Below are 21,753 nucleotides of genomic sequence, written 5' to 3'. Positions count from 1 at the left end.
GACCTGAACGCAGTTTGGAAAGAGGCGCTGCGCGACCTGGGGGGCGACTATGAACAACTGGTCAATTACCCCATCGACCCCCAGTTAAACTAACCAGATAAACGAATTCAGTGATAAAAGCACTCTTTTTAAAACCGGTTCTGTCATTGTTTTTTCTTTTGACAATAACCGGCAGTAATCGGGCACTTGCCCAGCAGGGAACTTCGCCAACTGCCACCAGTAAATACAAGGATAACGTCGACGATCGTATGAAAGGCCCCAATGGCGAAAAAATCTATATAGGAGAAAAAGGCGGCCGCTACTACCTAAAGGACGGCAAGAAAGTATATGTTGCCTACAAAAGAACTAAGAAAAAGAAAAAAACAACCTGATACAACAAAAAACCGGATACTTCAACAGAAGTCCGGTTTTTTGCTCCACTTACTACTCCACCATCCAGCCATACCACTACTACCACTACCTCAACAATTGGCCGGATGCTATGGTGAAAGTACAAAAGGAGCCTATCACCTGCCAGCGTGATAAAACGGTTTATTCAACAGTGTTTGAACGGTTCTCATTCCTATTATTGTCAATCCAGTTGCAGCCGTTTTTCTTTTGGATATTTTACGGTAAACCGAATGGATTTTTTCTCTTCTGTGGCCGGGGGCACATTTAGGTTCCAGCTAACCACGCCTGTCTCAGACGTCAACCGGCCACCATCCTGGCCCTCTCTTTCCACTTCAATCTCCTTCATGGTAGATAAAGGATACTGGTCTTCCAGCAGCAGCCGGATGGGTTGTTTTTTATTATTCCGTATACTTAGTTCAAACTGTTTAGTTTCTGCTTTATTGCCCCCTAAAAAGCGTTTCGAAGAAAAATCTTTTACCAGGGTACGCTTCACTATTACGTTGGCATCCCTGCCCAGCGATAGATAAAGGGTATCTTCTGCCGTTGCAGGATCTATAAAGGATTTGCCCAAAAACGTTCCTTCAAAAAACAGGCTGGCTTCCCCTGCCATCAGTTCCAGTTCCTGCCAGTTTACCAATCGGGCGGTAAGGTAAGCGGCGGTCTCCAGCTTAGGTGCTGCATAATATTCATAGTCGGCCGGAACCACTGATTTTTTAACATCTATCGTGTTTATTTTACCATCATTCACAAGCGTATAGATTTCCCTGATCTCGTATTTGGTGGTAGTAGGCTGATACGTTGTGGTAACCTCCAGGGGCTTTGCCCGCATCTCCCGTTTACCCGTTTGAATGCCACTGACCTGTCCTTGCAAGGCATATCCCCTAACCACCACCTCATCCAACGACTGTGCTGAAAGAGCCAAAGAAATACTCAGAAAACCTGCTGCAGCCGGCAGTTCCTGTTGTTGGTAACCAACACCACTCACCACCAGCACGGCTCCTCTTGCCACCCCGTTCAAAGCAAAAAAACCATTTTCGTTGGTACTGGTTGCTGTGGAAGTTCCCTTAACCAGAACAGTTGCCCCGCTAACCGGCCTTCCCTCCACATCCTGCACCCGCCCCTGGAGGGTATTTCCATTGGAAAAACCCCTGTATGGAGCAGCACTTATGCCGGGCATTATATAATGCAGGTACCAGGGCTGTAATTCGGGCTTCTGGTTATTCAGGGAGGGATTGCCGCTGGATAAAGACAGCTTTACATCTTTCCATATTTCTCCGCTCGACTGGTACACATTGGCATTGAACTGCACTTCCAGAGGAGAGCTGATATCTTTTACAACAATGGAATAAGAAGGATGCCAGCCCGCTTTGTTTACCAGGTAGGTTGCTGTAACCGGTACATTGGCTGCCTTGCGGCATTCCACTACCGCGTATAGTTCGTTCACAGCCTGATTTCGCTGGCTGTTCATTTCATTAACCTGGTTGCGTATAACCTGCTTTTCTTTTTCAAGTTTAAGCAAGAGCTTATCAATGTCAAGTTGCTGTTTGTACAGGTCCTCCAGGCGCTCTCGTTGAAAATCAAGTGCAGCTTTCAGATCGGCCGGCTTAAGCACCGTATTGCCTGCTTTCAATTCCTGGTTTCGAACCAGCATTGCTTCCTCCTGTTTTAGGACATCCTGCTGCTTGCGCTGGCGGGCCTGTTTATCCTCCATGCCTTCCAGCTGCTCCTCTAACTGTTTAAGCTCTTCCCTGATTTTCTCCTCCTGCAGGAAGTTTTTCCGCACACCAACAGAAAGGACGGTCAGGTCACCTTCCAGTTTTACCTGCACGCTGGAGGTTTCAATATCCGTGGAAATTCCGGAAAGTACCAGCTCAGATTTGCCCAGCGGCAACTGCACCATGCCCGTACGTTTAACTTCTGCCCCTTGCAAAAAAACCGTTACAGCCTCAATTTTTGATGGTGCAATAATCCGTTTCGATTGCGCCTGCGCAAACTGCAGAACTAAAAAAACGGACAGCAATAGCAAGCCTGGTTTCATACAGCTCTTTTTTACAAGAGTAGTAAAAAGGCAATATAGCTGCAACCATTAAACGAAAAAATCCCGCAGCTTACTACACTGCGGGACTAGTTATTCAAAAAGACATTTGGTTGTCTAATCATTCATAGGTATGGCCCCTTCAACTAAAACGGTTACCTTATTCTGAAAAACTTCCACAAAGCCGCCCTGGATAGAGAACTGTTCTGTGTCAGACTGTTGTTTGTCTTTTAACACTTTCAGCTTTCCAGCCTTCAGGGCACTAACCATGGGGGCGTGTTTTTCGAGAACTTCAAACAAACCATCTACCCCAGGCAATTGTACACCGTACACATCACCTGAATAGAGCTTACGTTCGGGGGTCAATATTTCTAAATTCATACGTTCGGTTCAATTGATTCGGAACAAAGCCTGTCTTATCCCTGTGCCTGTGCAAGGAGTTTCTTTCCTTTTTCGATTGCGTCTTCAATGGTACCTACCAGGTTGAAGGCAGCTTCCGGGTACTCATCCACTTCTCCATCCATGATCATATTGAACCCGCGGATGGTATCTTCGATGCTTACGAATACCCCTTTCAGACCGGTAAACTGTTCTGCCACAAAGAAAGGCTGGCTGAGGAAACGCTGTACTTTACGTGCACGCTGTACGGTCATTTTATCCTCGTCACTTAACTCATCCATACCAAGGATGGCAATGATATCCTGCAGCTCCTTATAACGCTGAAGAATCAGTTTTACCCGGTTGGCAGTATTGTAATGCGCTTCACCCACGATCAGCGGTGTAAGGATACGGCTGGTTGAATCCAGGGGATCTACCGCAGGATAGATACCAAGGTCAGCAATCTTACGGCTAAGTACCGTTGTCGCATCCAGGTGGGCAAAGGTGGTAGCCGGTGCGGGGTCAGTTAAGTCATCCGCCGGTACATATACCGCCTGCACAGAAGTGATAGATCCGTTTTTGGTAGAGGTAATCCGCTCCTGCATCAGGCCCATTTCCGTAGCCAGGGTGGGCTGGTATCCCACCGCTGAAGGCATCCGCCCCAAAAGAGCCGACACTTCGGAACCTGCCTGTGTAAAACGGAAGATATTATCTACGAAAAACAGGATATCTTTTCCTTTTCCTGTACCATCTCCATCCCTGAAATATTCAGCAATGGTAAGTCCGCTCAGGGCAACACGGGCACGAGCGCCGGGGGGCTCATTCATCTGTCCGAAAACGAAGGTTGCTTTTGAATCTTTCAGTTCTTCCAGGTTAACCTTATCCAGGTCCCATCCTCCTTCTTCCATACTGTGCTTGAATGCCTCGCCGTATTTCATAATACCGGCTTCGATCATTTCCCGCATCAGGTCATTTCCTTCCCGGGTACGCTCACCTACTCCGGCAAATACGGACAAACCACCGTGTCCTTTAGCGATATTGTTAATCAGTTCCTGGATCAATACGGTTTTACCTACACCCGCACCACCGAACAAACCGATTTTACCACCTTTTGCATAAGGTTCGATCAGGTCAATAACCTTAATACCGGTAAAAAGCACTTCCGTAGAGGTACTGAGGTTTTCAAACAAGGGTGGTTTGGCGTGGATAGGCCGGCCATTTCCTTTGTCAATGGCGGGCAATCCATCAATCGGATCGCCGGTTACATTAAAAAGACGACCATAGATTCCATCTCCAACAGGCATGGCAATGGGTTTTCCGGTGTCAACTACTTCCATTCCGCGAACAAGCCCTTCGGTACCATCCATGGCGATACAGCGTACACTGTCTTCACCCAGGTGCTGCTGAACTTCCAGCACAAGCGGATCTGCATTTGGACGCTTGATTTCCAGCGCATTTAGAATTTCCGGCAGTTTGCCATCGAATTGCACGTCCAGTACGGCCCCGATGATTTGTTTGATCTTTCCTTTCGTTGACATATATGAAGACCTTTTAAGGTGAGGTTTTCGAATTTTGCCGCAAAGGTAAGGGTTGGCAGTTAAAATCCATCATTTCAACAAGGAAATTGAAGGATTCCTATCTTTATCCCTAACCATTGACTTCATCTCTATATGAATCGGCAGCAAAGATACCTTTCCGGCACCGGCGGGCCCCTGTTTTTTTTACTGTTTGCCGGTATTCTATTTCTAATGGGGGCCTGTAAGGAAACCCCGGCCAACGGGCAAACCATTGTGCAGCGGGATACCGCTATTTCCAGGTCCAATGCCTTTTCTACGCTTTTTTTTGACAGCACGGCTTTAGAACAGTACCTGGAAAGAAAAAGTATGCCGGATACAGCCCGTCAATTGGTGCGGAACTTTTATAATCAGCGGAACTACCAATTTGCCTGGTTTGACAGTTCCGGGGTGGCGGAACAATCGCTCCATTTCTGGAACCTGCAGGCAGGTTATATGGAGCTTAGCCGAGACAGTTCCATTTATAATCCTTATTTACAGGCCTGGGCAGATTCGGTACAGGTAAACGGCATGAAGGCGGTTCCTGACTCAGCCAGGCTGCAGGTAGAATGGGCCATGACCCTACAATTTCTGCGCTACGCGGCACAGGCTTATATGGGTAATCACCGGCTCGACGCCCGCGACCTGAACTGGTTTATACCCCGCAAACGGGTTGATATTCTTTCCATGCTCGATACCCTGGTGAAGGAAAAAGGGAAGGATATTGATCGGTATGAACCGGTTAACCGGCAATATGGCTTGTTACGTGATCAATTGAAACGATATTATGAAATTGAACGGCTCAGTTCCTGGACGCCCCTTGTAATCAAAGAAAAGAAAGTACAGAGAGGGGATACGGGCAATGCTATTATTCAATTGAAGAATAAACTGGCGCTATTGGGTGATTTGCCTGTTGCCGACTCCGGTAACCTGTTTGATGAAAGCCTGGAACTGGCCGTAAAACGTTTTCAGTTACGCTATGGTATTAAACAGGATGGGGTAATCGGGGGCGCCACATTACGTGAACTAAGCCAGCCGATCAACCGGCGCATCCGGCAGATATTGGTGAATATGGAACGGATCCGCTGGGTACCGGAAGAACCCAGCTCCGACTACCTGCTTGTAAATATTCCGGAATTTAAGCTGCATGTTTATGAGAACGGCCAATACACCCATCACATGAATGTAGTAGTCGGCAGTTCTACCAACAGTACCGTAATTTTTACCGGGGGGTTAAAATATGTAGTATTTAGTCCCTATTGGAATGTTCCTCCCGGCATTCTCAAAAAAGAAGTGTTACCGGGCATTGCACGTAATCCAAATTACCTGGCACAGCATAATATGGAATGGTTTGGGAACCGGCAGGTACGGCAAAAACCAGGGCCTAAGAACTCACTCGGATTGGTAAAGTTTTTGTTTCCGAACAACTATAATATTTACCTGCATGATACGCCGAGTAAAAGTTTATTTAATGAAGATAAACGGGCATTCAGCCATGGATGTATCCGGGTAGCGGAACCGGAGTGGCTGGCTGACTGGTTATTGCGTGCAGACAGCAACTGGAACAAAGAGAGTATTTCCAAAGCCATGAATGCGGGTAAGGAGCGATTTGTTACCCTGAAAAAAGAGGTACCGGTTTTTATTGGCTATTTCACCGCCTGGGTAGACCGGGAAGGGCGTTTGAATTTCCGCGATGACATCTACGGGCATGATGAAAAAATGATGAAGAAACTATTCCAGTAGACGTCAGACAGGTGTTCTAACACCTGTCTGACGTCTACTGGAACCACTTCGCAAAACGTTTCAGTAAAACCGGCGCCAGCGCCACTAAACCGGTCTTGGCAAGATTCAGCCCCAGTTTGCCGGCAACAGCAGCCGTTGCTTTTTTAGTAAAATAGGTGCCCAGCAGGGCTGAACCGGCTGAAACCGCCAGCCCGGCCAATGGACCCACCACAGCAGCACCGGCTTTTCCGGTAAACAAGTGGCCAACCCCCGCTTTTAACGACTCCGCAGGAAGCAATTTCACCTGCTCGCGCAAATCCTGCTCCTGCTCCCGGATAGAAGCCCTTAAGGCCTGCTTTGCAGCCCTTAATTCTTCCAGGTTGCTTATTGCTGGCTGCTCATACTGTGGGCTCTTCCTCATCCTGCTCATTTTTTTTCTCTAAAAAAATACGTATAAAAGTATTTACCAGGAAGGGCTCCAGGTATTTCCGGCGCACCAACAGCAATATCACCAGCACCAGTAGATAAAACCCTGTAACAATACCGAAGCCATAAAACAAACTGCCTGTCAGCTCCGCAAAGAAATAACCCGCCATAATACTGATAAAAAGCAGGACAAATAAAACCATACCCGCTATCAACACCAATACCAGGGCAAGCGCCCCCAGTCGGGCGGCTTTTTCCGCAGCCTGCAACCTGAATAACTGCAAGCGGTTATTAACGTATTGCTGGAGCAGCAGCTCCATTTTTTCGAAATAACCGGGTTCCTGTTCTTCCTTCATAAGGGCAGTATCAGGAAGTAAATGAATTAGCCTTTGACTGCAGGTCACTGGCCCATTGCCTGCCTTTTTCCACCGCTTCATTCAACTCCGTCTCCAACTGCTGCGCCGTAGCTTTCACATCCTCCCCGGCAGCCGCAGCCGCGGATTTAAATTCACTTACCAACTCTTTCCCTTTGTCACTGGTCAACAAATAGGCAAGCGCCGCGCCGGCCGCTGCCCCCAGCAGTAAACCTGCAATAAATTTTGACTGATCATTCATGGCATACTATTTTATAGAACTAACTTGTTTAAAATTACAACTTCCCCCTGGACAAATAACCCCAACATGGAAATTAGACCGGACCACAAAATTAACCGCTATTTCTTTCTGGCCATTATCATCGTATTTGCACTCATGCTGTTATACAGCCTGATTGAATTTTTTACCGCATTCCTGGCATCGGTTATGTTTTATGTACTCACCAAACCCATTACCGAATACCTGATCAAAAAGAAAGGCTGGGGCAAATCGCTGACCGCTGTTACCATCATAATAATGACCCTGATTATTATTATGGCACCCCTTACCCTTTTTGTTACCATGGTTTATCAAAAAATCGCCAACTTCCTGGAGAACCCAGACCTGATCATGCAAACCCTGAAAAATTTCGACAACCAGGTTTCAGACAGGTTTGGCGTTCAACTGCTCTCCCCTTCCAATATGGAAAAAATTCAAACCACGGCCACCAATCTAATGACAGCCGTCCTGAATAACAGCCTCAATTTTTTCAGCACCATAACCATGATGTATTTCTTTCTCTACTTCATGATCATCAACGTAAACAGGATGGAAGCTGCTATCATTTTTTACCTGCCTTTCCCCCGTCAGAAAATCGAAATATTTGGCAATGAACTCGTTGCCCAGACCTTCAGCAACGCAGTAGGCGTTCCGATGATTGCGATAGCGCAGGGTTTAACAGGTTATGCCGCTTATAAAGTGGTGCATCTGCCCGAAGCAGGGTTCTGGGCCATTATCACCGGCTTTGCTTCTATTATACCGATTGTAGGCTGTGCCATCGTCTGGATTCCTGTAGCAGTTTACCTGATGGCCACCAGTCATGTAGGGCAAGGTTTTTTTGTAGTCGGCTGGGGCGCCATCATAATGGGTAGTGTCGACAATGTGGTTCGGTTCCTGCTGGCCAAGCGAATGGCAGACACCCACCCTATTGTAACCGTTTTGGGTGTAATCATGGGTTTAAAATTCTTTCAACTACCGGGCCTGATTTTCGGACCATTACTGATTTCCTATTTTCTGATATTGTTAAAAATTTATTATTGGGAATATCAAATGGACACTCCGGTTGTAAAAAGAAAGAAAAATAGACCTGTTCGTTTTAACTTGCCGTTTTTAGGCAAGGATCAAAAATGAACAGCATGAAAATTGTAGCGGTAGACGATAGCCAACTGGTCAAAGCATTCCTGCAGGTACATATAGAACTGAACCGGCAGAACCCTGCCTTTATTATTCCTATAGAGCAGGACGTGGAAGCAGTATTTGATCCGTCAAAAAATAAATTGTTTCGCCAGGGTAAAACAAAGCGCTGGTTGTTGCAACAGGAAGATGGTCGTTTTGCAGGGAGAATTGCCGCTTTTGTGAACCCCAAATACCGGTCTAAAGGTGACCCCGGCCCCATAGGAGGATTTGGCTTTTTTGATTGTATTAATCAACAGGATGCCGCCAACCTGTTGTTTGATACCGCACGTACATGGCTAACCGAAAATGGAATGCTCGGCATGGACGGCCCCATTAATTTTGGAGAGCGCGATAAGTTCTGGGGGCTGCTGGTGGAAGGCTTTCAATCGCCCCCGTATGGGTTGAACTACAATCCGCCCTATTATAAACAACTCTTCGAAAACTACGGATTTCAGGTATTTTACAACCAGCTCTGTTTTCGGATGGAAGTGGCGGGCAATGCCACCCAATTACAACCCAAGTTTTACGAAGCCCATAAAAAATTTGAAGCCCAACCTGCTATCCAGGCAAGAATGATCCGAAAAAACCAACTGGACCAGGCTGCCCGCGATTTTTGTACAATCTATAATAAAGCCTGGGCAAAACATGAAGGCAACAAGGAAATGTCTGATAAACAGGCCATCCGCTTATTTCATAGCATGCAGCCTATCATGGATGAAACCATTGCCTGGATCACCTACCATAACAATGAACCAATTGCTATGTGGATCAATATCCCGGACCTGAACCAGATTTTCCGGAAATTCAACGGCAAACTGAACTGGCTGAATAAATTGCGCCTGCTTTATCACCTGAGAACAGGAACCTGCAACCGTTTCATCGGTATAATTTATGGAATTGTACCAGAATTCCAGGGCACAGGCATTGATTATTACATGATTGTAGAAGCGGAGAAAGTGATCAAAAAACAAGGCCGCTACAAGGAACTGGAACTCATGTGGCAGGGCGATTTTAACCAAAAAATGATCAATATTTCCCATAACCTGGGAGCCACCCAAAGCAGAAAACTAATTACCTGGCGACTTCTTTTTGATAGCCAGCTGCCTTTTAAGAGACACCCCTTTCTGAACTAACCGAACCAATCAACCATAACCAACTGATGAGAATTGAAGTAGTTTCAACGAATCAACAAATTCGACAATTTTTATCTCTTCCTGTTAAACTCTATGCGAATAATCCCAACTGGATTCAGCCGCTCGACAAAGACATTGAAGCTGTTTTTGATGCTGCAAAAAACAAAGCATTCCGTCACGGCAAAGCCATCCGCTGGTTACTGCTGAATGAGCAGTCGGAACCCATCGGTCGGATAGCGGCCTTTCATAACAAGAAATATCGCAATAAAGGGGACGATATTCCGGTAGGGGGAATAGGTTTCTTCGAATGCATTCACCAGCAGGAAGCAGCTAATCTCCTGTTTGATACAGCCAAAAACTGGCTGCAGCAACAGGGGGTGGAAGCCATGGATGGCCCTATCAATTTCGGAGAAAGAGACAAATGGTGGGGACTGGTTACCAAAGGCTTTCAACCTCCTTTATACTGCATGAATTTCAACCCGCCTTATTATATTGAATTATTTGAACAATACGGCTTTCAACCCTTTTTTAACCAGATCTGCTTTGGCATGCACCCGCATGAAAAACTTCCACCTAAATTTTATGACCGGCACGCTATGGTGGCAGCCGATCCTAATTTTTCTGCCAGGCATTTCCGAAAAACAGCCTTGAAAAAATTTGCCTCCGATTTCTGCACGGTTTACAACAAGGCCTGGGCCGGCCATGCCGGCAATAAGGAACTGAGCCAGCAGCAATGCATTAAACTATTTGAACAGATGAAGCCCGTAATGGATGAGCGAATCATCTGGTTTGCTTACTATAAAGAAGACCCCATTGCCATATTCATCAACCTGCCCGATCTGAACCAGTGGTTTAAATACCTGCACGGAAGCTTTACCCTGTTTGCGAAACTGAAATTTCTATGGCTGAAGGCAACCAAACCCAATAAACGATTTACCGGAATTGTTTTTGGCGTGGTACCTGATTGGCAGGCCAAAGGAGTGGATAGCTATATTATTGTCGAGTCTGCAAAAATCATCCAGCACCAATTGCCTTACGACGAATACGAAATGCAATGGATCGGTGATTTTAATCCTAAAATGATTGCCGTTGCGGAGAACCTGACCAACGAAAGAAGCCGGATTCTTACCACCTATCGCTATCTTTTTGACCGAAACAAGCCTTTTCAGCGGCATCCCTTTTTGTAATTTGCGCCCTTTATCCATGCCAACAATTGCTTAATTTCGCTGCTCTATGGAGCAGTTTATAGTATCAGCGAGAAAGTACCGTCCCCAGAACTTTTCCACGGTAGTGGGGCAGGCGCATATTACCACCACCCTGAAGAACGCTATCAAAAACCAGCAATTGGCCCATGCCTTTCTGTTTTGCGGTCCGAGAGGCGTAGGAAAAACCACCTGTGCCCGTATTCTTGCCAAAACCATCAACTGCGAAGCACCCAATGCAGACGGGGAAGCCTGTAATACCTGTAACTCCTGCACCTCTTTTAACGAAGGCAGTTCCCTCAATATTCATGAACTGGATGCTGCCAGCAACAACTCGGTAGACGATATTCGTGCACTTGTAGAACAGGTACGCTTTGCACCCCAGGCAGGCAAATACAAGGTATATATCGTGGATGAGGTGCACATGCTCAGCACCAGTGCCTTCAACGCCTTCCTGAAAACACTGGAAGAGCCGCCGCCCTATGCCATTTTTATTTTGGCCACCACAGAAAAACATAAAATCCTTCCCACCATCCTATCCCGCTGTCAGATTTTTGACTTCAAACGGATCACTACCCAGGATACGGTGGAGCACCTGGAGGAAATTTGCGAGAAGGAAACCATACAGGCGGAGCTACCTGCGCTACAGGTGATTGCCCAGAAAAGTGAAGGATGTATGCGAGATGCGTTAAGCATCCTGGATAAAATTGTGAGCTTTACCAACGGAGAGCTTACCTACAAAAATACCCTGGAACACCTGAACATACTGGACGCCGATTATTATTTCAAGCTCATGGACTGCATGCTGAAGCAGGATTTGTCGGGGGCTTTATTACTTTTTGAAGATATTAACCGGAAAGGATTTGAAGGAGACCTGGTATTGAATGGCTTTGCCGAATTTATTCGTAACCTGCTCTTAAGCAAGGATGCAAAAGTGGCTATCCTGGTGGAAGTGGTGGAAAGCTTCCGCCAGCGCTACCAGGAAATGGCAGCCGGTTGCAGTACAGGTTATCTGGTAAGCTCCCTGAATATATTGGCAGAGGCAGAAATCAATTATAAATCAGCCAGGAACAAGCGGCTGCACGTGGAACTGGCGCTGATAAAACTCTGCTACCTGCAACAGGCGATAGAGTTGGCGGGAGATGCTGATAAAAAAAAACGAACGGAACTAAAACCGCTTAATTTCCGGGTCGTACAGCCGGTAAAAATCAATAGGCCCGCACCGGCCGCCCATGCAGTGTCTACCGCTGTTGCAGCCATTGCGCCCGCTGTTCCGCCACCTTCTGCTCAGCCAGACGACATGCCTCCACCCGTACAGTCCATGGGCGGAGCAAAACTGATGATCGAAGAAAAGCTGATTACGGAGAAAAAAACGGAAAAAAGCGGCGGTTCCGGCAAATTAGGATCCCTGCAAAAACTCCGGCAACAGGTAAGTTCAGCCGCTCAAACGGAGAAAGTACGTTCTGCCATACAAGTAACCCCTGAACTGCTGCAGGCTGCCTGGGGAGAATTTATTGAAGTACTAAAAAATAACCGTAACCCGGCTGCCCAAAGTTTTGAAATGGCTGAACTGCGGGTGGTAAGCCATGAACAATTTACCGTAGTTACACCCAACAATCTGCAGCAGAAATTTGTAGATGGTGAGCGGATTGCCTTAACGGAATACCTTCAGCATCGTTTTCATAACAGGCGCTTATCCTACCAGGTAATTGTGGAACAACGCGAAGACCTGGCTATAAAAATTGAAGCACCCCTGAATTCCAAGGAACGTTTTCAGCAACTAGCTGAACAGTTCCCACTGATTAAAGAGCTGAAGGACCGTCTTAAACTTGAATTGGATTATTAAGTGCCGTCCCGGTTAACAGTTAAACAAAATGAGCAAACCTCTTCCCCACGATACGATCCTGCCTTTCAACGACGAAAAACGCTCTAAGAAAGAGCAGGTGGCTGATATGTTCGACCAGATCGCTTTTCGCTATGATTTCCTGAACCGGTTCCTGAGCGGCGGCATAGATATACGCTGGAGAAAAAAAGCCATTCGCGAATTACAAGCCATCCGGCCTAAAAAGATCCTGGATGTGGCAACAGGCACGGCCGACGTGGCCCTGATGACCTATAAATACCTGCAGCCTGATCATATTACCGGAATTGATATATCGAACGGAATGCTGGAGATCGGTCGTCAAAAAATCCGTAAGCTGGGCCTGGAACCTAGGATTGAACTCCGGCAGGCTGATAGTGAAGCGCTTCCCTTTCCCGACAATCATTTTGATGCCATTACGGTTGCATTCGGCGTCCGTAATTTTGAGCACTTACAAGTAGGGCTGGCCGAAATGTTACGGGTACTTCGTCCTGGAGGTAAACTAGTGGTACTCGAGTTCTCCAAACCCAAAGCAGTTGGATTCAAATCTTTATATTGGTTTTATATGAACCTGGTAACCCCGGGTATCGGCAAGCTGGTTTCCAAGAATAAAGCTGCCTATCAGTACCTCAATGATTCCGTCCAGGCTTTCCCCGAAGGCGATGATTTTCTTACAATTTTAAACGAAACGGGGTTTGAAGCAACCTACCGAAAGCCGCTTACCCTTGGCATCAGTACCATTTATGCAGGTTCTAAAGCAATGTTATAATCTCCCCGCCCAACAATAGAACCAATTTTTGGCCGTTTATTTGATACTTGAAGCACCAAAAGCCAGCCTATCGTTCGATTTTTTACTTATGTATGTAGTTAAGCAGGTTACCCCATGCAAGAAATGGGGTCTATGGCGCTCCTTATTTTTCTGTATAATCCTGACCGGGTTGGGTATTGATGGCATGGCGCAATTGCGCAATTCCATCAATATGCCGGATAATGATGATAAATGGTACCATATTGGCATCGTCATAATGGGAACCTCCAACCGGTTTCAATTTAACCAGCATCCCCGGTTTTTACAGCACGACAGTATACTGGTAAGTAACCCCAACAACAGCTTCGGTTTTGGGATCGGGGGTATGCACACTTTTCGGATTAATCACCGCTTTGAAGCGCGGGTGGTGTTTCCACAGTTATTATTTGTAAATAAATCCATCAATTATCATCTTAAATACCCAAATACCAGTAACGATGAAACCTCTATCATGAACCAGCAGGTGGAGTCGATTCTTTTAGGGGTACCCATACAGCTGAAACTAAAATCTGACCGTATCGGAAATTTCCGGGTATATATGATGGGAGGGGTAAAATTTGAAACAGACCTTACTTCTAAAGCAAGTAGCAAGAATGCGGAAAACTTTGTGAAACTTAAAAAGGCCGACCTCGGCATAGAAGCCGGCATCGGATTTAATTTCTACAATAAGATGTTTATTTTTTCTCCGGAAATTAAAATCAGCAATGGCATCAGTAATGTACACTCGCGTGATCCGGACCTGAAGTTTTCCAATGTAATTGACCGCATCCAAAGCCGTCAAATCATCTTTTCATTAATCTTTGAAGGATAAGTTCACACATTTTTTTTAGTGCACTGAAAGTGTTAATTTACCAGTATAAAGATTGACTGGTATAGCATGTATCTCTATAATGGAATAGAACCGTTGGCTCAACCAACGGTTTTTCCTTGTACTACTAAAATTATCCCATGCTTTTTCCTATAAGCGATGACAACAGCGACCGGCATATTACGCCCTATATTACCTGGGGACTAATTGCTCTTAACGTGTTTGTTTTTGCCTTTTTTCAGGGATTTGGTGCCAATATTGGATTTACTTATGCATTTTCAACGGTACCTGCAGAAATCCTTACCAATAAAGACCTTATTACAGACGGACAGTTGATCCGGGATATGGCATCCGGACAAACCTACCAGGTTCCTGGCTTGCAACCTACACCAATTCCGGTGTACCTGACTTTGATTACTTCCATGTTCATGCACGGTGGTATTGCGCACCTGGCAGGCAATATGCTGTATCTATGGATTTTCGGAGATAACCTGGAGAACCGGCTGGGACATGGCCGTTACCTGCTTTTTTATTTGCTGACCGGCGTCATTGCTTCACTGAGCCATGTTTTTTTCACCCTCTTTGCCGGAGCTGATCCGCTGGTTCCGAGCCTCGGAGCTTCAGGCGCTATTTCTGGAATAATGGGAGGCTATTTGTTATTGTACCCCACCCGACGGGTCAATGCACTGATCGGCTGGTTTATTATTGCCATCCCCTCCTGGGTGGCGCTGGGTTTATGGATCGGGCTCCAGCTGATCAGCGGATTCGGCTCCATCGCCGGACAGCAGGACGGAGTTGCTTATGCCGCCCATATCGGGGGATTTGCCGCCGGTTTTCTGCTTATAAAAATCTTTGCTGCAGGCGCACCTGCCCCACCCCCTAAGCCACCACAAAAATTTATCTACAGAAGAAGATAAGTACCTGGTTTAAAAACTAACGCCGCTGTTTATCCGACTTAGTAATTGCTGGTAAGTAGACCTGATCAGTTGTTCCGCAATCTGCTCGCGGGTAGGCGGACGATCATCCCAACGGTTATTCAACAAAGCTATATCGGAGGGTTCCAAGGCACGACGATCGCCGGTAAACCTTGCCCTTTCCTGCACCCAGTTAAACCGATCGGGAAACCGGTCAAATAAAATATTCTGGTTGTTCTCTCGGTCGTAAATCCGGCATTCAAGAGTAGCATAACTTGTCATGTATTGCCGATCTACGAATACAGTAGCCCGAACCGTTGTATAAATGGGCTGTGGCGGATTGGATTTCGTTTCCCCCGTTTTTATACTTTTTGAACGGTCGTATCTTTTTCGTTCGGTATGTACCCGATCTACAAATAATTCTACAAAATCAAGGTCTACAATTTTATCCGGAACCAGTTGTTGTGACCGAAGCTCCCACTCGGTGAAAAAGCGGACATTGCGGAAGGCCCGGGCATTGAGATCGCGCACCATCTGCTGCTGCAGCCAGTCGTTCTGGAACCCCCAGTAACTCCAGTTATACCTATTGTAATTTACCGGGTTCACCAAAACCCTGGTAACAGCACGTTCCGCAGCAACCTGTAAAAGCTGATTAAGGTCCTTATAACCCGGCCAGGCCTTATTCGCTTTTTCCAGATAATCCAATGCCTGTACGGCCTGTTGACGGGTATTGTAGCCGAGCAGGGCTTTACCCGACTGGTAATACTGTTCTGCCGCCTCTTGCTTTACCTGGTTTAAACGACTGGTTGGATCCAAAATAACCGGCTGCTGCTTATCAGCTAGAGGCAATTGCCGGATGGCCTGATACATTTTCTGAACAATTTCCCATTCTCTTGCAATACCCATGTAATGATCGCCCAAATGATTGCCCAGGCCCGGGTATTGATCCATTTTTTCGCGCTTTTGAAAAGCCATATCATAAGCGTCAAAGAGCTGGCGCACCAGGGCTTTATCGGCCGGGGTTTTCTTTACCTGGTCAACCAATTCAAATACAGCCTTATCCTCCTCCGTATAATACCGGCTCAACCTGTTAGCACCACCGCAACTCCAGCATATAGCCACTATACAACACAAAAGCACCCCATAACGAATCATATACTATTTTTTTTACCTATTCAAATTACAACATATCAGACACTCTACATTCATTCACGAATTTGGCATGAAAATTTGATTAAATCGAGGCCAACCAAACAGGACAGCAATACGCCGCCCCGATAGGCGGTACCTTTGTAATTCTGAAGAACCTAAATGCTTAACTATGGTTTCGATTGTAATTCCGGTACTGAATGAAGGAGCAACTATCCGAAAAGTGATAAAGACCATTCGAAAAACCAGTATTCCCCATGAAATTATTGTGGTGGATGATAATTCGACAGATAACACCATTTCTGAAGCGCTGAAAGAATCGGTACGCATTCTTACCAGCAGCCAGCGGGGAAAGGGGTTGTCTATGCGCGAAGGCCTGCTTGCTGCTAAATACGATACGATCGTTTACCTCGATGGGGATATCACTACTTACCCCAACGATGTAGTGGATCTGTTGACAGCACCTATCCTGAAAGACCAGGCTGATTTTGTAAAATCATGCTTTACCAGGCAGGCGGGTAGAGTTACGCAATTAGTAGCCAAACCCCTATTGAGTATATTGTTCCCCGAACTGAGTAAATTAGACCAACCCCTTAGTGGAATGATTGCCGCAAAAAAATCACTGCTTGAAAAAATCATTTTTGAAAAAGACTATGGGGTGGATATAGGATTACTGATTGATATCCATAAACTTGGTGCCCGGATAGAAGAAGTAAATATCGGCAGGGTGCAGAATGCGATGCAGAGCCTGGAACAATTAGGTAAGATGTCGAAACAGGTATCTCGCACCATTTTGCGCAAAGCAGATGCAGACGGCTTACAAAGCCTGGCTACGATCGGCGAAATCAACCTGATTAACCGGCAGTTAGAATCCTCTGTATTGGAATCTTTCCAGCATATGAAAAAAATGGTATTGCTCGAAATGGATGATGTGGTATTAGATGGCAGGTACCTGGCGGCCGCGGCACAACAGCTAGGCTTAACCGAAAAATTGTTACCCATTGTATCTACCGGTGCACCCGCCAAAGAAAAAATAAAAGAAATTGCCACCGTTTTTAAAGGAATCAGCTTGCCACTGCTGTTGGAAATTGCGGATGATATGCCTTTGGTAAAAGGTGTTCAGGAAGTAATTCGTGAATTGAAAAAAAGAGGTTATTCGGTTGGGCTGGTTTCAGAAATATTCTCTTTTGTTGCCAATCATGTTAAAAACAAACTGGGTATTGACTTTGTGATAAGCAATAATCTCCTGTTAGACGATGGAATTGTTACCGGAGAGCTGGAACTGGCCCCCTATTTTGAATACGAGCTGAACACCGATGAATCGGGTAATGAAGTAATAACGGATTACGGCAAAGAGCATCTTTTTTCGCATATCCAGGACCGCTATGAACTTCATGCTTCCAATATCGTTTATGTAACTGCCAGCAGAAGAGACCATCCTTGTTTGCAAAGAGCGGGTATCGGGTATTTTTTTCAATCGGAAAACCTCTATGATTTGCTGCAGTTAATTCCCGGTGAAGAAAATAAAGACAATTGGCAAGGCTTTCCCAATCCTTCCAAGCCCGCCACCCTGGTATTACCTACTCTTTTCCTTACGGCCATGGGATTACTGGTATACGCCAGCTGGAGCTGGGCAAGAAAAAACCCGCCGGAATCAGCGGGTTGTTAAAAAATATTCAGGTCCTCGTCAGATCAGCATCCTGAGAGGTTCTTCAAGCAAACCTTTTACTGTTTGCAGGAAAGCCGCTCCGGATGCACCATCTACTACCCGGTGATCACAACTGAGGGTTACTTTCATAATATTACCAGGAACCACTGCCCCATTTTTTACCACTGGTACCTGCTGAATGGCGCCGATTGCAAGGATACAGCTATCCGGCGGGTTAATAATCGCCGTAAACTCATCAATTCCAAACATACCCAGGTTACTGATGGTAAATGTGCTGCCTTCCCAATCGGAAGGTTGTAGTTTTTTGGCTTTTGCCTTGCCTGCATACTCTTTTACTTCTGCCGCAATTTGCGCCAAGCCTTTTGTATCGGCATTCCGTACTACAGGAACCAATAACCCTTCGTCTACAGCTACTGCAACCCCAATATTGACATGGTAATTGGTACGAATGGTATCACCCAGCCAGCTGCTGTTTACTACCGGGTGCTGCTTTAAGGCAACTGCAACGGCCTTCAGCACCATATCATTAAAGGAAATTTTTACAGGCGCCAGTTCATTCAACTGTGCCCTGCTGGCCACGGCTTTATCCATATCGATAGACATGGTAAGGTAAAAATGCGGGGCAGTAAATTTACTTTCCGCCAAGCGCCGCGCAATTACTTTCCGCATCTGGGAAACAGGACGGTCTTCATAACTAACCTGGCCCGCTGCGTTATTAACTACCGATGGCGCAGTTGTAGCAGCAGGAGTAGCCGCCGGCGTTTCTTTTGCCGCCGTAGCAACTGCTTTACCTGGCTGGAAGCTTTCAATATCTGACTTAATAATTCGTCCACCATCTCCGGAACCCTGTACCTGGTTGAGGCTGATTCCTTTTTCGGCGGCTATTTTCCGGGCAAGTGGCGATGCCTTTACCCGGCCATTGGTGCTTTCTGCAACTGGAGTAGTACCGGGCTCTACTGCGGCAGGAGCTTCTGTGGAAGCAGCTGCATTTCCGGAAGCTTCAACCGGCCCGCCATTGGCGGCGGCCTTAATAGCTTCCAGGTCTACAGACCCTGGTTCACCAATAACACAGAGCAGTGAATTTACCGGCACTTTATCGCCTTTTTGTGCACCGATATAAAGCAGTGTGCCGTTTTTTATAACTTTCCAGCTCCATGGTGGCTTTATCTGTTTCTACTTCAGCCAGCAGTTCGCCTTTGCTAACCTTATCCCCCACTTTTTTATGCCAATCGGCAATAACCCCTTCCGTCATGGTATCACTCAGGCGGGGCATCAGAATCACCTCCTCCACTTTGGAAAGGTCAAGTCCGGCTTTGGCCGGCGCCGGTGTTTTGGAAGCCGCTTCGGAAGGAGCTGTATCCTTGGAAGAAGCTGCCGCCGGTGCAGCCGGTTTGGCCTCGGTTGCAGCAGGTGCGCCACCCCCTTTGAGGTATTGTTCAATATTTTCTCCGGGGTCGCCGATAATAGCCAACAAATCATTAACCTGAAGCTTACCCCCCGGTTCAATACCGATATGGAGCAGGGTACCGTCTTTGTAGCTCTCCAACTCCATCGTTGCCTTATCAGTTTCAACTTCTGCCAGCAATTCGCCTTTCTTCACGGAATCTCCTACCTTCTTGTGCCAGGCTGCGATTACGCCTTCGGTCATGGTATCGCTCAAACGGGGCATCAAAATCACTTCTGCCATCTGAATGGAATATTTAGTTTTCGTTTGCTTATGAGAGGCCGAAATTAAGGAAAAAGACCGAAGTCCGACTTCCTATCTTTGCGCCATGCAGATCCAACAAGCAGTTTATTTGATCAGTAGTCCGGAGGTGGAGAAATGTCCGGCTCCCGACCGGCCGGAATATGCCTTTATTGGCCGATCTAATGTAGGTAAGTCCTCGCTGATCAATATGTTATGTAAAAACCAAAAACTGGCCAAAACCTCGGGGTCTCCCGGAAAAACACAGCTTATCAATCATTTTTCCATTAAATCGAGCAGTAAGGAGGGCGCTACTGACTGGACGCAATGGTACCTGGTAGACCTACCCGGTTATGGTTTTGCCAAAGTATCGCAAAACCAGCGGCGCCAGTGGGAAAAGATGATCGAAAACTACCTTAAAAAACGCGAAAACCTGGGAATGGTATTTGTGCTGATTGATAGCCGGCACGGTCCGCAGCAAATAGACCTGGATTTTGTAAACCAACTGGGTGAATGGGAAATACCCTTTACCCTGGTATTTACAAAAGCCGACAAAGAAACCCAACGGGTGGTTGCAAAAAATGTGCGTGATTTCCTGGATGCCATGCGGGCAAGCTGGCAGTTTTTACCGGCTCATGTGGTTACCAGTGTTATGAAGGGGATGGGAAGAAAACAGTTACTGGATATGATCGGGGAATTCAACAGTAGCTTTGGCGAGGGGTGACAATGCCCCTGGCGGTGTTACTAACACCGCTTTAAAACGACTAAGCGGGAAAACATCAGTTCACCACCTTATTGGCACAACTGCTGCTCGCAAAAGCTTCCGGTTTTGCCTTGAAAGCAAAGCCCATACCCAGAATATAGCCCATTGCTTCCTTCAACGCATCATTGCTTTTGAATTGCGGATTGGTATTGATGTCTGCATGCACTTCCATATCCACATTATACGTGGTAAACAACGCGCATAATTCATAGGCAATTTCGATGCTGCGGGCTACTTCCACCAGCATACGCTCCTTGATGGAATACTTTTGCCTGGTTTTTTCATTCTGGATAAACATGAATCCGCCATGCCCTTCCCGCAGAAAAACAATAACCGTTGCAAACTCTGTTTCGGAACCTTTTACCTGGGAATCTGTACCAATGCAAACCTTAAGGCGATAGCCCTGTTCAGTTTCGCGCCGGATGGCTCTTTCTACGGCATCACGAATCGGAAGATCGATCGTGTCGCCGTTAAATTTTCTCCATAACATAAAAATGGGTTTTCCTAATTTACCAAAAAACCCGTTTCTATAGATAGATTGTTCCTGTTACATAATAATTATCTTAATACTGGCCGGTACTCAGCAATACCAGTGTACAGGCTTCCTGCGGATAAATCTGCTGCTCAAGAGCCAGCTTAGCCAATTCCGGGTTTTCAGCGCCGGGGTTAAAAATAATTCGCTTGGGCTTTAAAGACAGGATATAAGGAATATAGGCGCGCTGATTTTCGGGGGAAAGATACAGGGTTACGGTGTCAATATCCTGCAATTCAGGCAAATTGGTTTGAATAGGAACCCCCATTACATCGCCCGTTTTTTTGCCAATTGCCACTACCGGATGTTGCCTGCTCACTAAACTTTTTATTGCCAGGTTACTGTATCTCGACGGATTTTCAGAGGCTCCCAGTACCAGTGTTTTCTTAGGATTTGCCATAGCGGTTATTTAATCATTTTGATAAGACTGCCCCAGAACCAGTTCTCATCTGCCCGGATCAGTGTGTCCAATGATTTATCGGCCTGACCGGTAAATTTCCGGATATTACCGATGGTTTCAGTAAAAGCTTTTACTTCTGCATTCCGCTTATCTCCTTCTACGTCCTGCAGTTGTTCCAATACTTTATTCAAGGGTTCCAATTCCCTTTTCTTCCGTTCTTTCACAATTTGCCGGGCAACTTTCCAGATATCTTTTTCAGCCAGGAAAAATTCTTTTCGTTCACCGGGAATAATTACCCGGTCTACCAGGCCCCAGTCTATCAGTTCCCGGATATTCATGTTGGCATTACCCCGGCTGATACTTAATTCCTCCATTAGGTCATCCTGGCTGAGGGGGTTGGGTGTAATCAATAACAAGGCATGAATCTGTGCCATTGTTTTATTTATTCCCCATTGCGTGGCCAGCGAACCCCATGTTTGAATGAATTGTGCTTTAGCTTCTGCCAGTTTCATACCTC

At 46.3% G+C, this 21,753-nt stretch carries 23 protein-coding genes; 11 read left to right on the top strand and 12 right to left on the bottom strand.

What is annotated here, in order from left to right; all coding sequences use genetic code 11:
• The first annotated feature begins 110 nt into the window (after window positions 1-110).
• Window positions 111-371 carry a hypothetical protein gene (locus A1D16_RS01175; protein ID WP_290706920.1) on the top strand — a complete coding sequence of 87 codons (261 nt, stop codon included), beginning with the start codon at window positions 111-113 and terminating at the stop codon, window positions 369-371.
• Between the two features lie 200 nt (window positions 372-571).
• Here the strand turns inward: A1D16_RS01175 and A1D16_RS01170 are convergent, their stop codons facing one another.
• The 3 genes from A1D16_RS01170 to atpD all read right to left on the bottom strand — a co-directional run bounded on the left by A1D16_RS01170 (window position 572) and on the right by atpD (window position 4,341).
• Complete coding sequence (locus A1D16_RS01170; protein WP_290706918.1) at window positions 572-2,428, bottom strand: mucoidy inhibitor MuiA family protein; 1,857 nt, start codon at window positions 2,426-2,428, stop codon at window positions 572-574.
• A gap of 114 nt (window positions 2,429-2,542) precedes the next feature.
• Window positions 2,543-2,806: an ATP synthase F1 subunit epsilon gene (gene atpC / locus A1D16_RS01165; protein ID WP_290706915.1), complete on the bottom strand. Its 264-nt coding sequence runs from the start codon at window positions 2,804-2,806 to the stop codon at window positions 2,543-2,545.
• A gap of 35 nt (window positions 2,807-2,841) precedes the next feature.
• A complete protein-coding gene (atpD, locus tag A1D16_RS01160; RefSeq protein ID WP_290706913.1) occupies window positions 2,842-4,341 on the bottom strand; it encodes a F0F1 ATP synthase subunit beta in 1,500 nt (499 codons plus the stop codon).
• Window positions 4,342-4,551: 210 nt separating this feature from the next.
• On the opposite strand from atpD, the gene A1D16_RS01155 reads away from it, so the two are divergent.
• Entirely contained in the window at window positions 4,552-6,099 is a 1,548-nt protein-coding gene (locus A1D16_RS01155; RefSeq protein ID WP_290706911.1) for a L,D-transpeptidase family protein, read from the top strand.
• Window positions 6,100-6,133: 34 nt separating this feature from the next.
• On the opposite strand, the gene A1D16_RS01150 is transcribed toward A1D16_RS01155, so the two are convergent.
• Genes A1D16_RS01150 through A1D16_RS01140 form a run of 3 tightly spaced genes read right to left on the bottom strand, consistent with a single transcriptional unit; the run spans window position 6,134 to window position 7,119 of the window.
• Window positions 6,134-6,499: a hypothetical protein gene (locus A1D16_RS01150; RefSeq protein ID WP_290706909.1), complete on the bottom strand. Its 366-nt coding sequence runs from the start codon at window positions 6,497-6,499 to the stop codon at window positions 6,134-6,136.
• Window positions 6,477-6,860 carry a phage holin family protein gene (locus tag A1D16_RS01145; RefSeq protein ID WP_290706907.1) on the bottom strand — a complete coding sequence of 128 codons (384 nt, stop codon included), beginning with the start codon at window positions 6,858-6,860 and terminating at the stop codon, window positions 6,477-6,479. Before A1D16_RS01145 ends, A1D16_RS01150 begins: the two co-directional genes overlap by 23 nt.
• A gap of 10 nt (window positions 6,861-6,870) precedes the next feature.
• Entirely contained in the window at window positions 6,871-7,119 is a 249-nt protein-coding gene (locus tag A1D16_RS01140; RefSeq protein ID WP_290706905.1) for a YtxH domain-containing protein, read from the bottom strand.
• A gap of 66 nt (window positions 7,120-7,185) precedes the next feature.
• Between A1D16_RS01140 and A1D16_RS01135 the strand changes: the two genes are divergently transcribed.
• The 7 genes from A1D16_RS01135 (at window position 7,186) to A1D16_RS01105 (ending at window position 15,042) form a co-directional block, all read left to right on the top strand.
• On the top strand, window positions 7,186-8,268 hold the full coding sequence (locus A1D16_RS01135; protein WP_290706903.1) for an AI-2E family transporter: 1,083 nt from the start codon (window positions 7,186-7,188) through the stop codon (window positions 8,266-8,268).
• A 5-nt stretch (window positions 8,269-8,273) separates the two neighbouring features.
• Window positions 8,274-9,446 (top strand): hypothetical protein, encoded by a 1,173-nt coding sequence (locus tag A1D16_RS01130; protein WP_290706901.1) that lies wholly within the window; start codon window positions 8,274-8,276, stop codon window positions 9,444-9,446.
• Between the two features lie 26 nt (window positions 9,447-9,472).
• Window positions 9,473-10,633 (top strand): hypothetical protein, encoded by a 1,161-nt coding sequence (locus A1D16_RS01125; protein ID WP_290706899.1) that lies wholly within the window; start codon window positions 9,473-9,475, stop codon window positions 10,631-10,633.
• A 46-nt stretch (window positions 10,634-10,679) separates the two neighbouring features.
• Window positions 10,680-12,494, top strand: a complete 1,815-nt coding sequence (locus tag A1D16_RS01120) for a DNA polymerase III subunit gamma/tau (protein ID WP_290706897.1) — start codon at window positions 10,680-10,682, stop codon at window positions 12,492-12,494.
• A gap of 28 nt (window positions 12,495-12,522) precedes the next feature.
• Complete coding sequence (gene ubiE, locus A1D16_RS01115; RefSeq protein WP_290706895.1) at window positions 12,523-13,278, top strand: bifunctional demethylmenaquinone methyltransferase/2-methoxy-6-polyprenyl-1,4-benzoquinol methylase UbiE; 756 nt, start codon at window positions 12,523-12,525, stop codon at window positions 13,276-13,278.
• Between the two features lie 88 nt (window positions 13,279-13,366).
• The gene (locus tag A1D16_RS01110) at window positions 13,367-14,128 is read left to right on the top strand and encodes an outer membrane beta-barrel protein (RefSeq protein WP_290706893.1); all 762 of its coding nucleotides are present in this window, start codon (window positions 13,367-13,369) and stop codon (window positions 14,126-14,128) included.
• 137 nt (window positions 14,129-14,265) lie between these two features.
• Window positions 14,266-15,042, top strand: coding sequence for a rhomboid family intramembrane serine protease (locus A1D16_RS01105; RefSeq protein ID WP_290706891.1), 777 nt, complete (start codon window positions 14,266-14,268; stop codon window positions 15,040-15,042).
• A 9-nt stretch (window positions 15,043-15,051) separates the two neighbouring features.
• On the opposite strand, the gene A1D16_RS01100 is transcribed toward A1D16_RS01105, so the two are convergent.
• Entirely contained in the window at window positions 15,052-16,194 is a 1,143-nt protein-coding gene (locus A1D16_RS01100) for a hypothetical protein (RefSeq protein ID WP_290706889.1), read from the bottom strand.
• 166 nt (window positions 16,195-16,360) lie between these two features.
• Between A1D16_RS01100 and A1D16_RS01095 the strand changes: the two genes are divergently transcribed.
• Window positions 16,361-17,857 (top strand): glycosyltransferase, encoded by a 1,497-nt coding sequence (locus A1D16_RS01095; RefSeq protein ID WP_290706887.1) that lies wholly within the window; start codon window positions 16,361-16,363, stop codon window positions 17,855-17,857.
• 18 nt (window positions 17,858-17,875) lie between these two features.
• Here the strand turns inward: A1D16_RS01095 and A1D16_RS01090 are convergent, their stop codons facing one another.
• Window positions 17,876-18,949 carry a dihydrolipoamide acetyltransferase family protein gene (locus A1D16_RS01090; RefSeq protein ID WP_290706885.1) on the bottom strand — a complete coding sequence of 358 codons (1,074 nt, stop codon included), beginning with the start codon at window positions 18,947-18,949 and terminating at the stop codon, window positions 17,876-17,878.
• A gap of 1 nt (window position 18,950) precedes the next feature.
• Entirely contained in the window at window positions 18,951-19,544 is a 594-nt protein-coding gene (locus A1D16_RS01085) for a biotin/lipoyl-containing protein (protein WP_290706883.1), read from the bottom strand.
• An 85-nt stretch (window positions 19,545-19,629) separates the two neighbouring features.
• On the opposite strand from A1D16_RS01085, the gene yihA reads away from it, so the two are divergent.
• Complete coding sequence (yihA, locus tag A1D16_RS01080) at window positions 19,630-20,265, top strand: ribosome biogenesis GTP-binding protein YihA/YsxC (protein ID WP_290706881.1); 636 nt, start codon at window positions 19,630-19,632, stop codon at window positions 20,263-20,265.
• A gap of 55 nt (window positions 20,266-20,320) precedes the next feature.
• Here the strand turns inward: yihA and A1D16_RS01075 are convergent, their stop codons facing one another.
• The 3 genes from A1D16_RS01075 to A1D16_RS01065 form a co-directional block, all read right to left on the bottom strand.
• Window positions 20,321-20,794, bottom strand: a complete 474-nt coding sequence (locus tag A1D16_RS01075; protein ID WP_290706879.1) for a ribonuclease H-like YkuK family protein — start codon at window positions 20,792-20,794, stop codon at window positions 20,321-20,323.
• A 73-nt stretch (window positions 20,795-20,867) separates the two neighbouring features.
• Window positions 20,868-21,236: a CoA-binding protein gene (locus A1D16_RS01070; RefSeq protein ID WP_290706877.1), complete on the bottom strand. Its 369-nt coding sequence runs from the start codon at window positions 21,234-21,236 to the stop codon at window positions 20,868-20,870.
• 5 nt (window positions 21,237-21,241) lie between these two features.
• Window positions 21,242-21,748, bottom strand: coding sequence for a MarR family transcriptional regulator (locus A1D16_RS01065; RefSeq protein WP_290706875.1), 507 nt, complete (start codon window positions 21,746-21,748; stop codon window positions 21,242-21,244).
• Between the last annotated feature and the right edge of the window lie 5 nt (window positions 21,749-21,753).

The organism is Flavihumibacter sp. CACIAM 22H1 (assembly GCF_001601815.1).
Lineage (GTDB): Bacteria > Bacteroidota > Bacteroidia > Chitinophagales > Chitinophagaceae > Flavihumibacter.
The sequence above is the reverse complement of the archived record's forward strand: the minus strand, read 5'-3'. Positions and strand labels throughout refer to the sequence as shown.

What these genes read in the sequence shown, in the direction of transcription:
- A1D16_RS01170 (WP_290706918.1), bottom strand. Translation starts at nt 2,428, where the DNA reads ATGAAACCAGGCTTGCTATTGCTGTCCGTTTTTTTAGTTCTGCAGTTT.
- atpC (WP_290706915.1), bottom strand. Translation starts at nt 2,806, where the DNA reads ATGAATTTAGAAATATTGACCCCCGAACGTAAGCTCTATTCAGGTGAT.
- atpD (WP_290706913.1), bottom strand. Translation starts at nt 4,341, where the DNA reads ATGTCAACGAAAGGAAAGATCAAACAAATCATCGGGGCCGTACTGGAC.
- A1D16_RS01155 (WP_290706911.1), top strand. Translation starts at nt 4,552, where the DNA reads ATGGGGGCCTGTAAGGAAACCCCGGCCAACGGGCAAACCATTGTGCAG.
- A1D16_RS01150 (WP_290706909.1), bottom strand. Translation starts at nt 6,499, where the DNA reads ATGAGGAAGAGCCCACAGTATGAGCAGCCAGCAATAAGCAACCTGGAA.
- A1D16_RS01145 (WP_290706907.1), bottom strand. Translation starts at nt 6,860, where the DNA reads ATGAAGGAAGAACAGGAACCCGGTTATTTCGAAAAAATGGAGCTGCTG.
- A1D16_RS01140 (WP_290706905.1), bottom strand. Translation starts at nt 7,119, where the DNA reads ATGAATGATCAGTCAAAATTTATTGCAGGTTTACTGCTGGGGGCAGCG.
- A1D16_RS01135 (WP_290706903.1), top strand. Translation starts at nt 7,186, where the DNA reads ATGGAAATTAGACCGGACCACAAAATTAACCGCTATTTCTTTCTGGCC.
- A1D16_RS01130 (WP_290706901.1), top strand. Translation starts at nt 8,274, where the DNA reads ATGAAAATTGTAGCGGTAGACGATAGCCAACTGGTCAAAGCATTCCTG.
- A1D16_RS01125 (WP_290706899.1), top strand. Translation starts at nt 9,473, where the DNA reads ATGAGAATTGAAGTAGTTTCAACGAATCAACAAATTCGACAATTTTTA.
- A1D16_RS01120 (WP_290706897.1), top strand. Translation starts at nt 10,680, where the DNA reads ATGGAGCAGTTTATAGTATCAGCGAGAAAGTACCGTCCCCAGAACTTT.
- ubiE (WP_290706895.1), top strand. Translation starts at nt 12,523, where the DNA reads ATGAGCAAACCTCTTCCCCACGATACGATCCTGCCTTTCAACGACGAA.
- A1D16_RS01110 (WP_290706893.1), top strand. Translation starts at nt 13,367, where the DNA reads ATGTATGTAGTTAAGCAGGTTACCCCATGCAAGAAATGGGGTCTATGG.
- A1D16_RS01105 (WP_290706891.1), top strand. Translation starts at nt 14,266, where the DNA reads ATGCTTTTTCCTATAAGCGATGACAACAGCGACCGGCATATTACGCCC.
- A1D16_RS01100 (WP_290706889.1), bottom strand. Translation starts at nt 16,194, where the DNA reads ATGATTCGTTATGGGGTGCTTTTGTGTTGTATAGTGGCTATATGCTGG.
- A1D16_RS01095 (WP_290706887.1), top strand. Translation starts at nt 16,361, where the DNA reads ATGGTTTCGATTGTAATTCCGGTACTGAATGAAGGAGCAACTATCCGA.
- A1D16_RS01085 (WP_290706883.1), bottom strand. Translation starts at nt 19,544, where the DNA reads ATGGCAGAAGTGATTTTGATGCCCCGTTTGAGCGATACCATGACCGAA.
- yihA (WP_290706881.1), top strand. Translation starts at nt 19,630, where the DNA reads ATGCAGATCCAACAAGCAGTTTATTTGATCAGTAGTCCGGAGGTGGAG.
- A1D16_RS01075 (WP_290706879.1), bottom strand. Translation starts at nt 20,794, where the DNA reads ATGTTATGGAGAAAATTTAACGGCGACACGATCGATCTTCCGATTCGT.
- A1D16_RS01070 (WP_290706877.1), bottom strand. Translation starts at nt 21,236, where the DNA reads ATGGCAAATCCTAAGAAAACACTGGTACTGGGAGCCTCTGAAAATCCG.
- A1D16_RS01065 (WP_290706875.1), bottom strand. Translation starts at nt 21,748, where the DNA reads ATGAAACTGGCAGAAGCTAAAGCACAATTCATTCAAACATGGGGTTCG.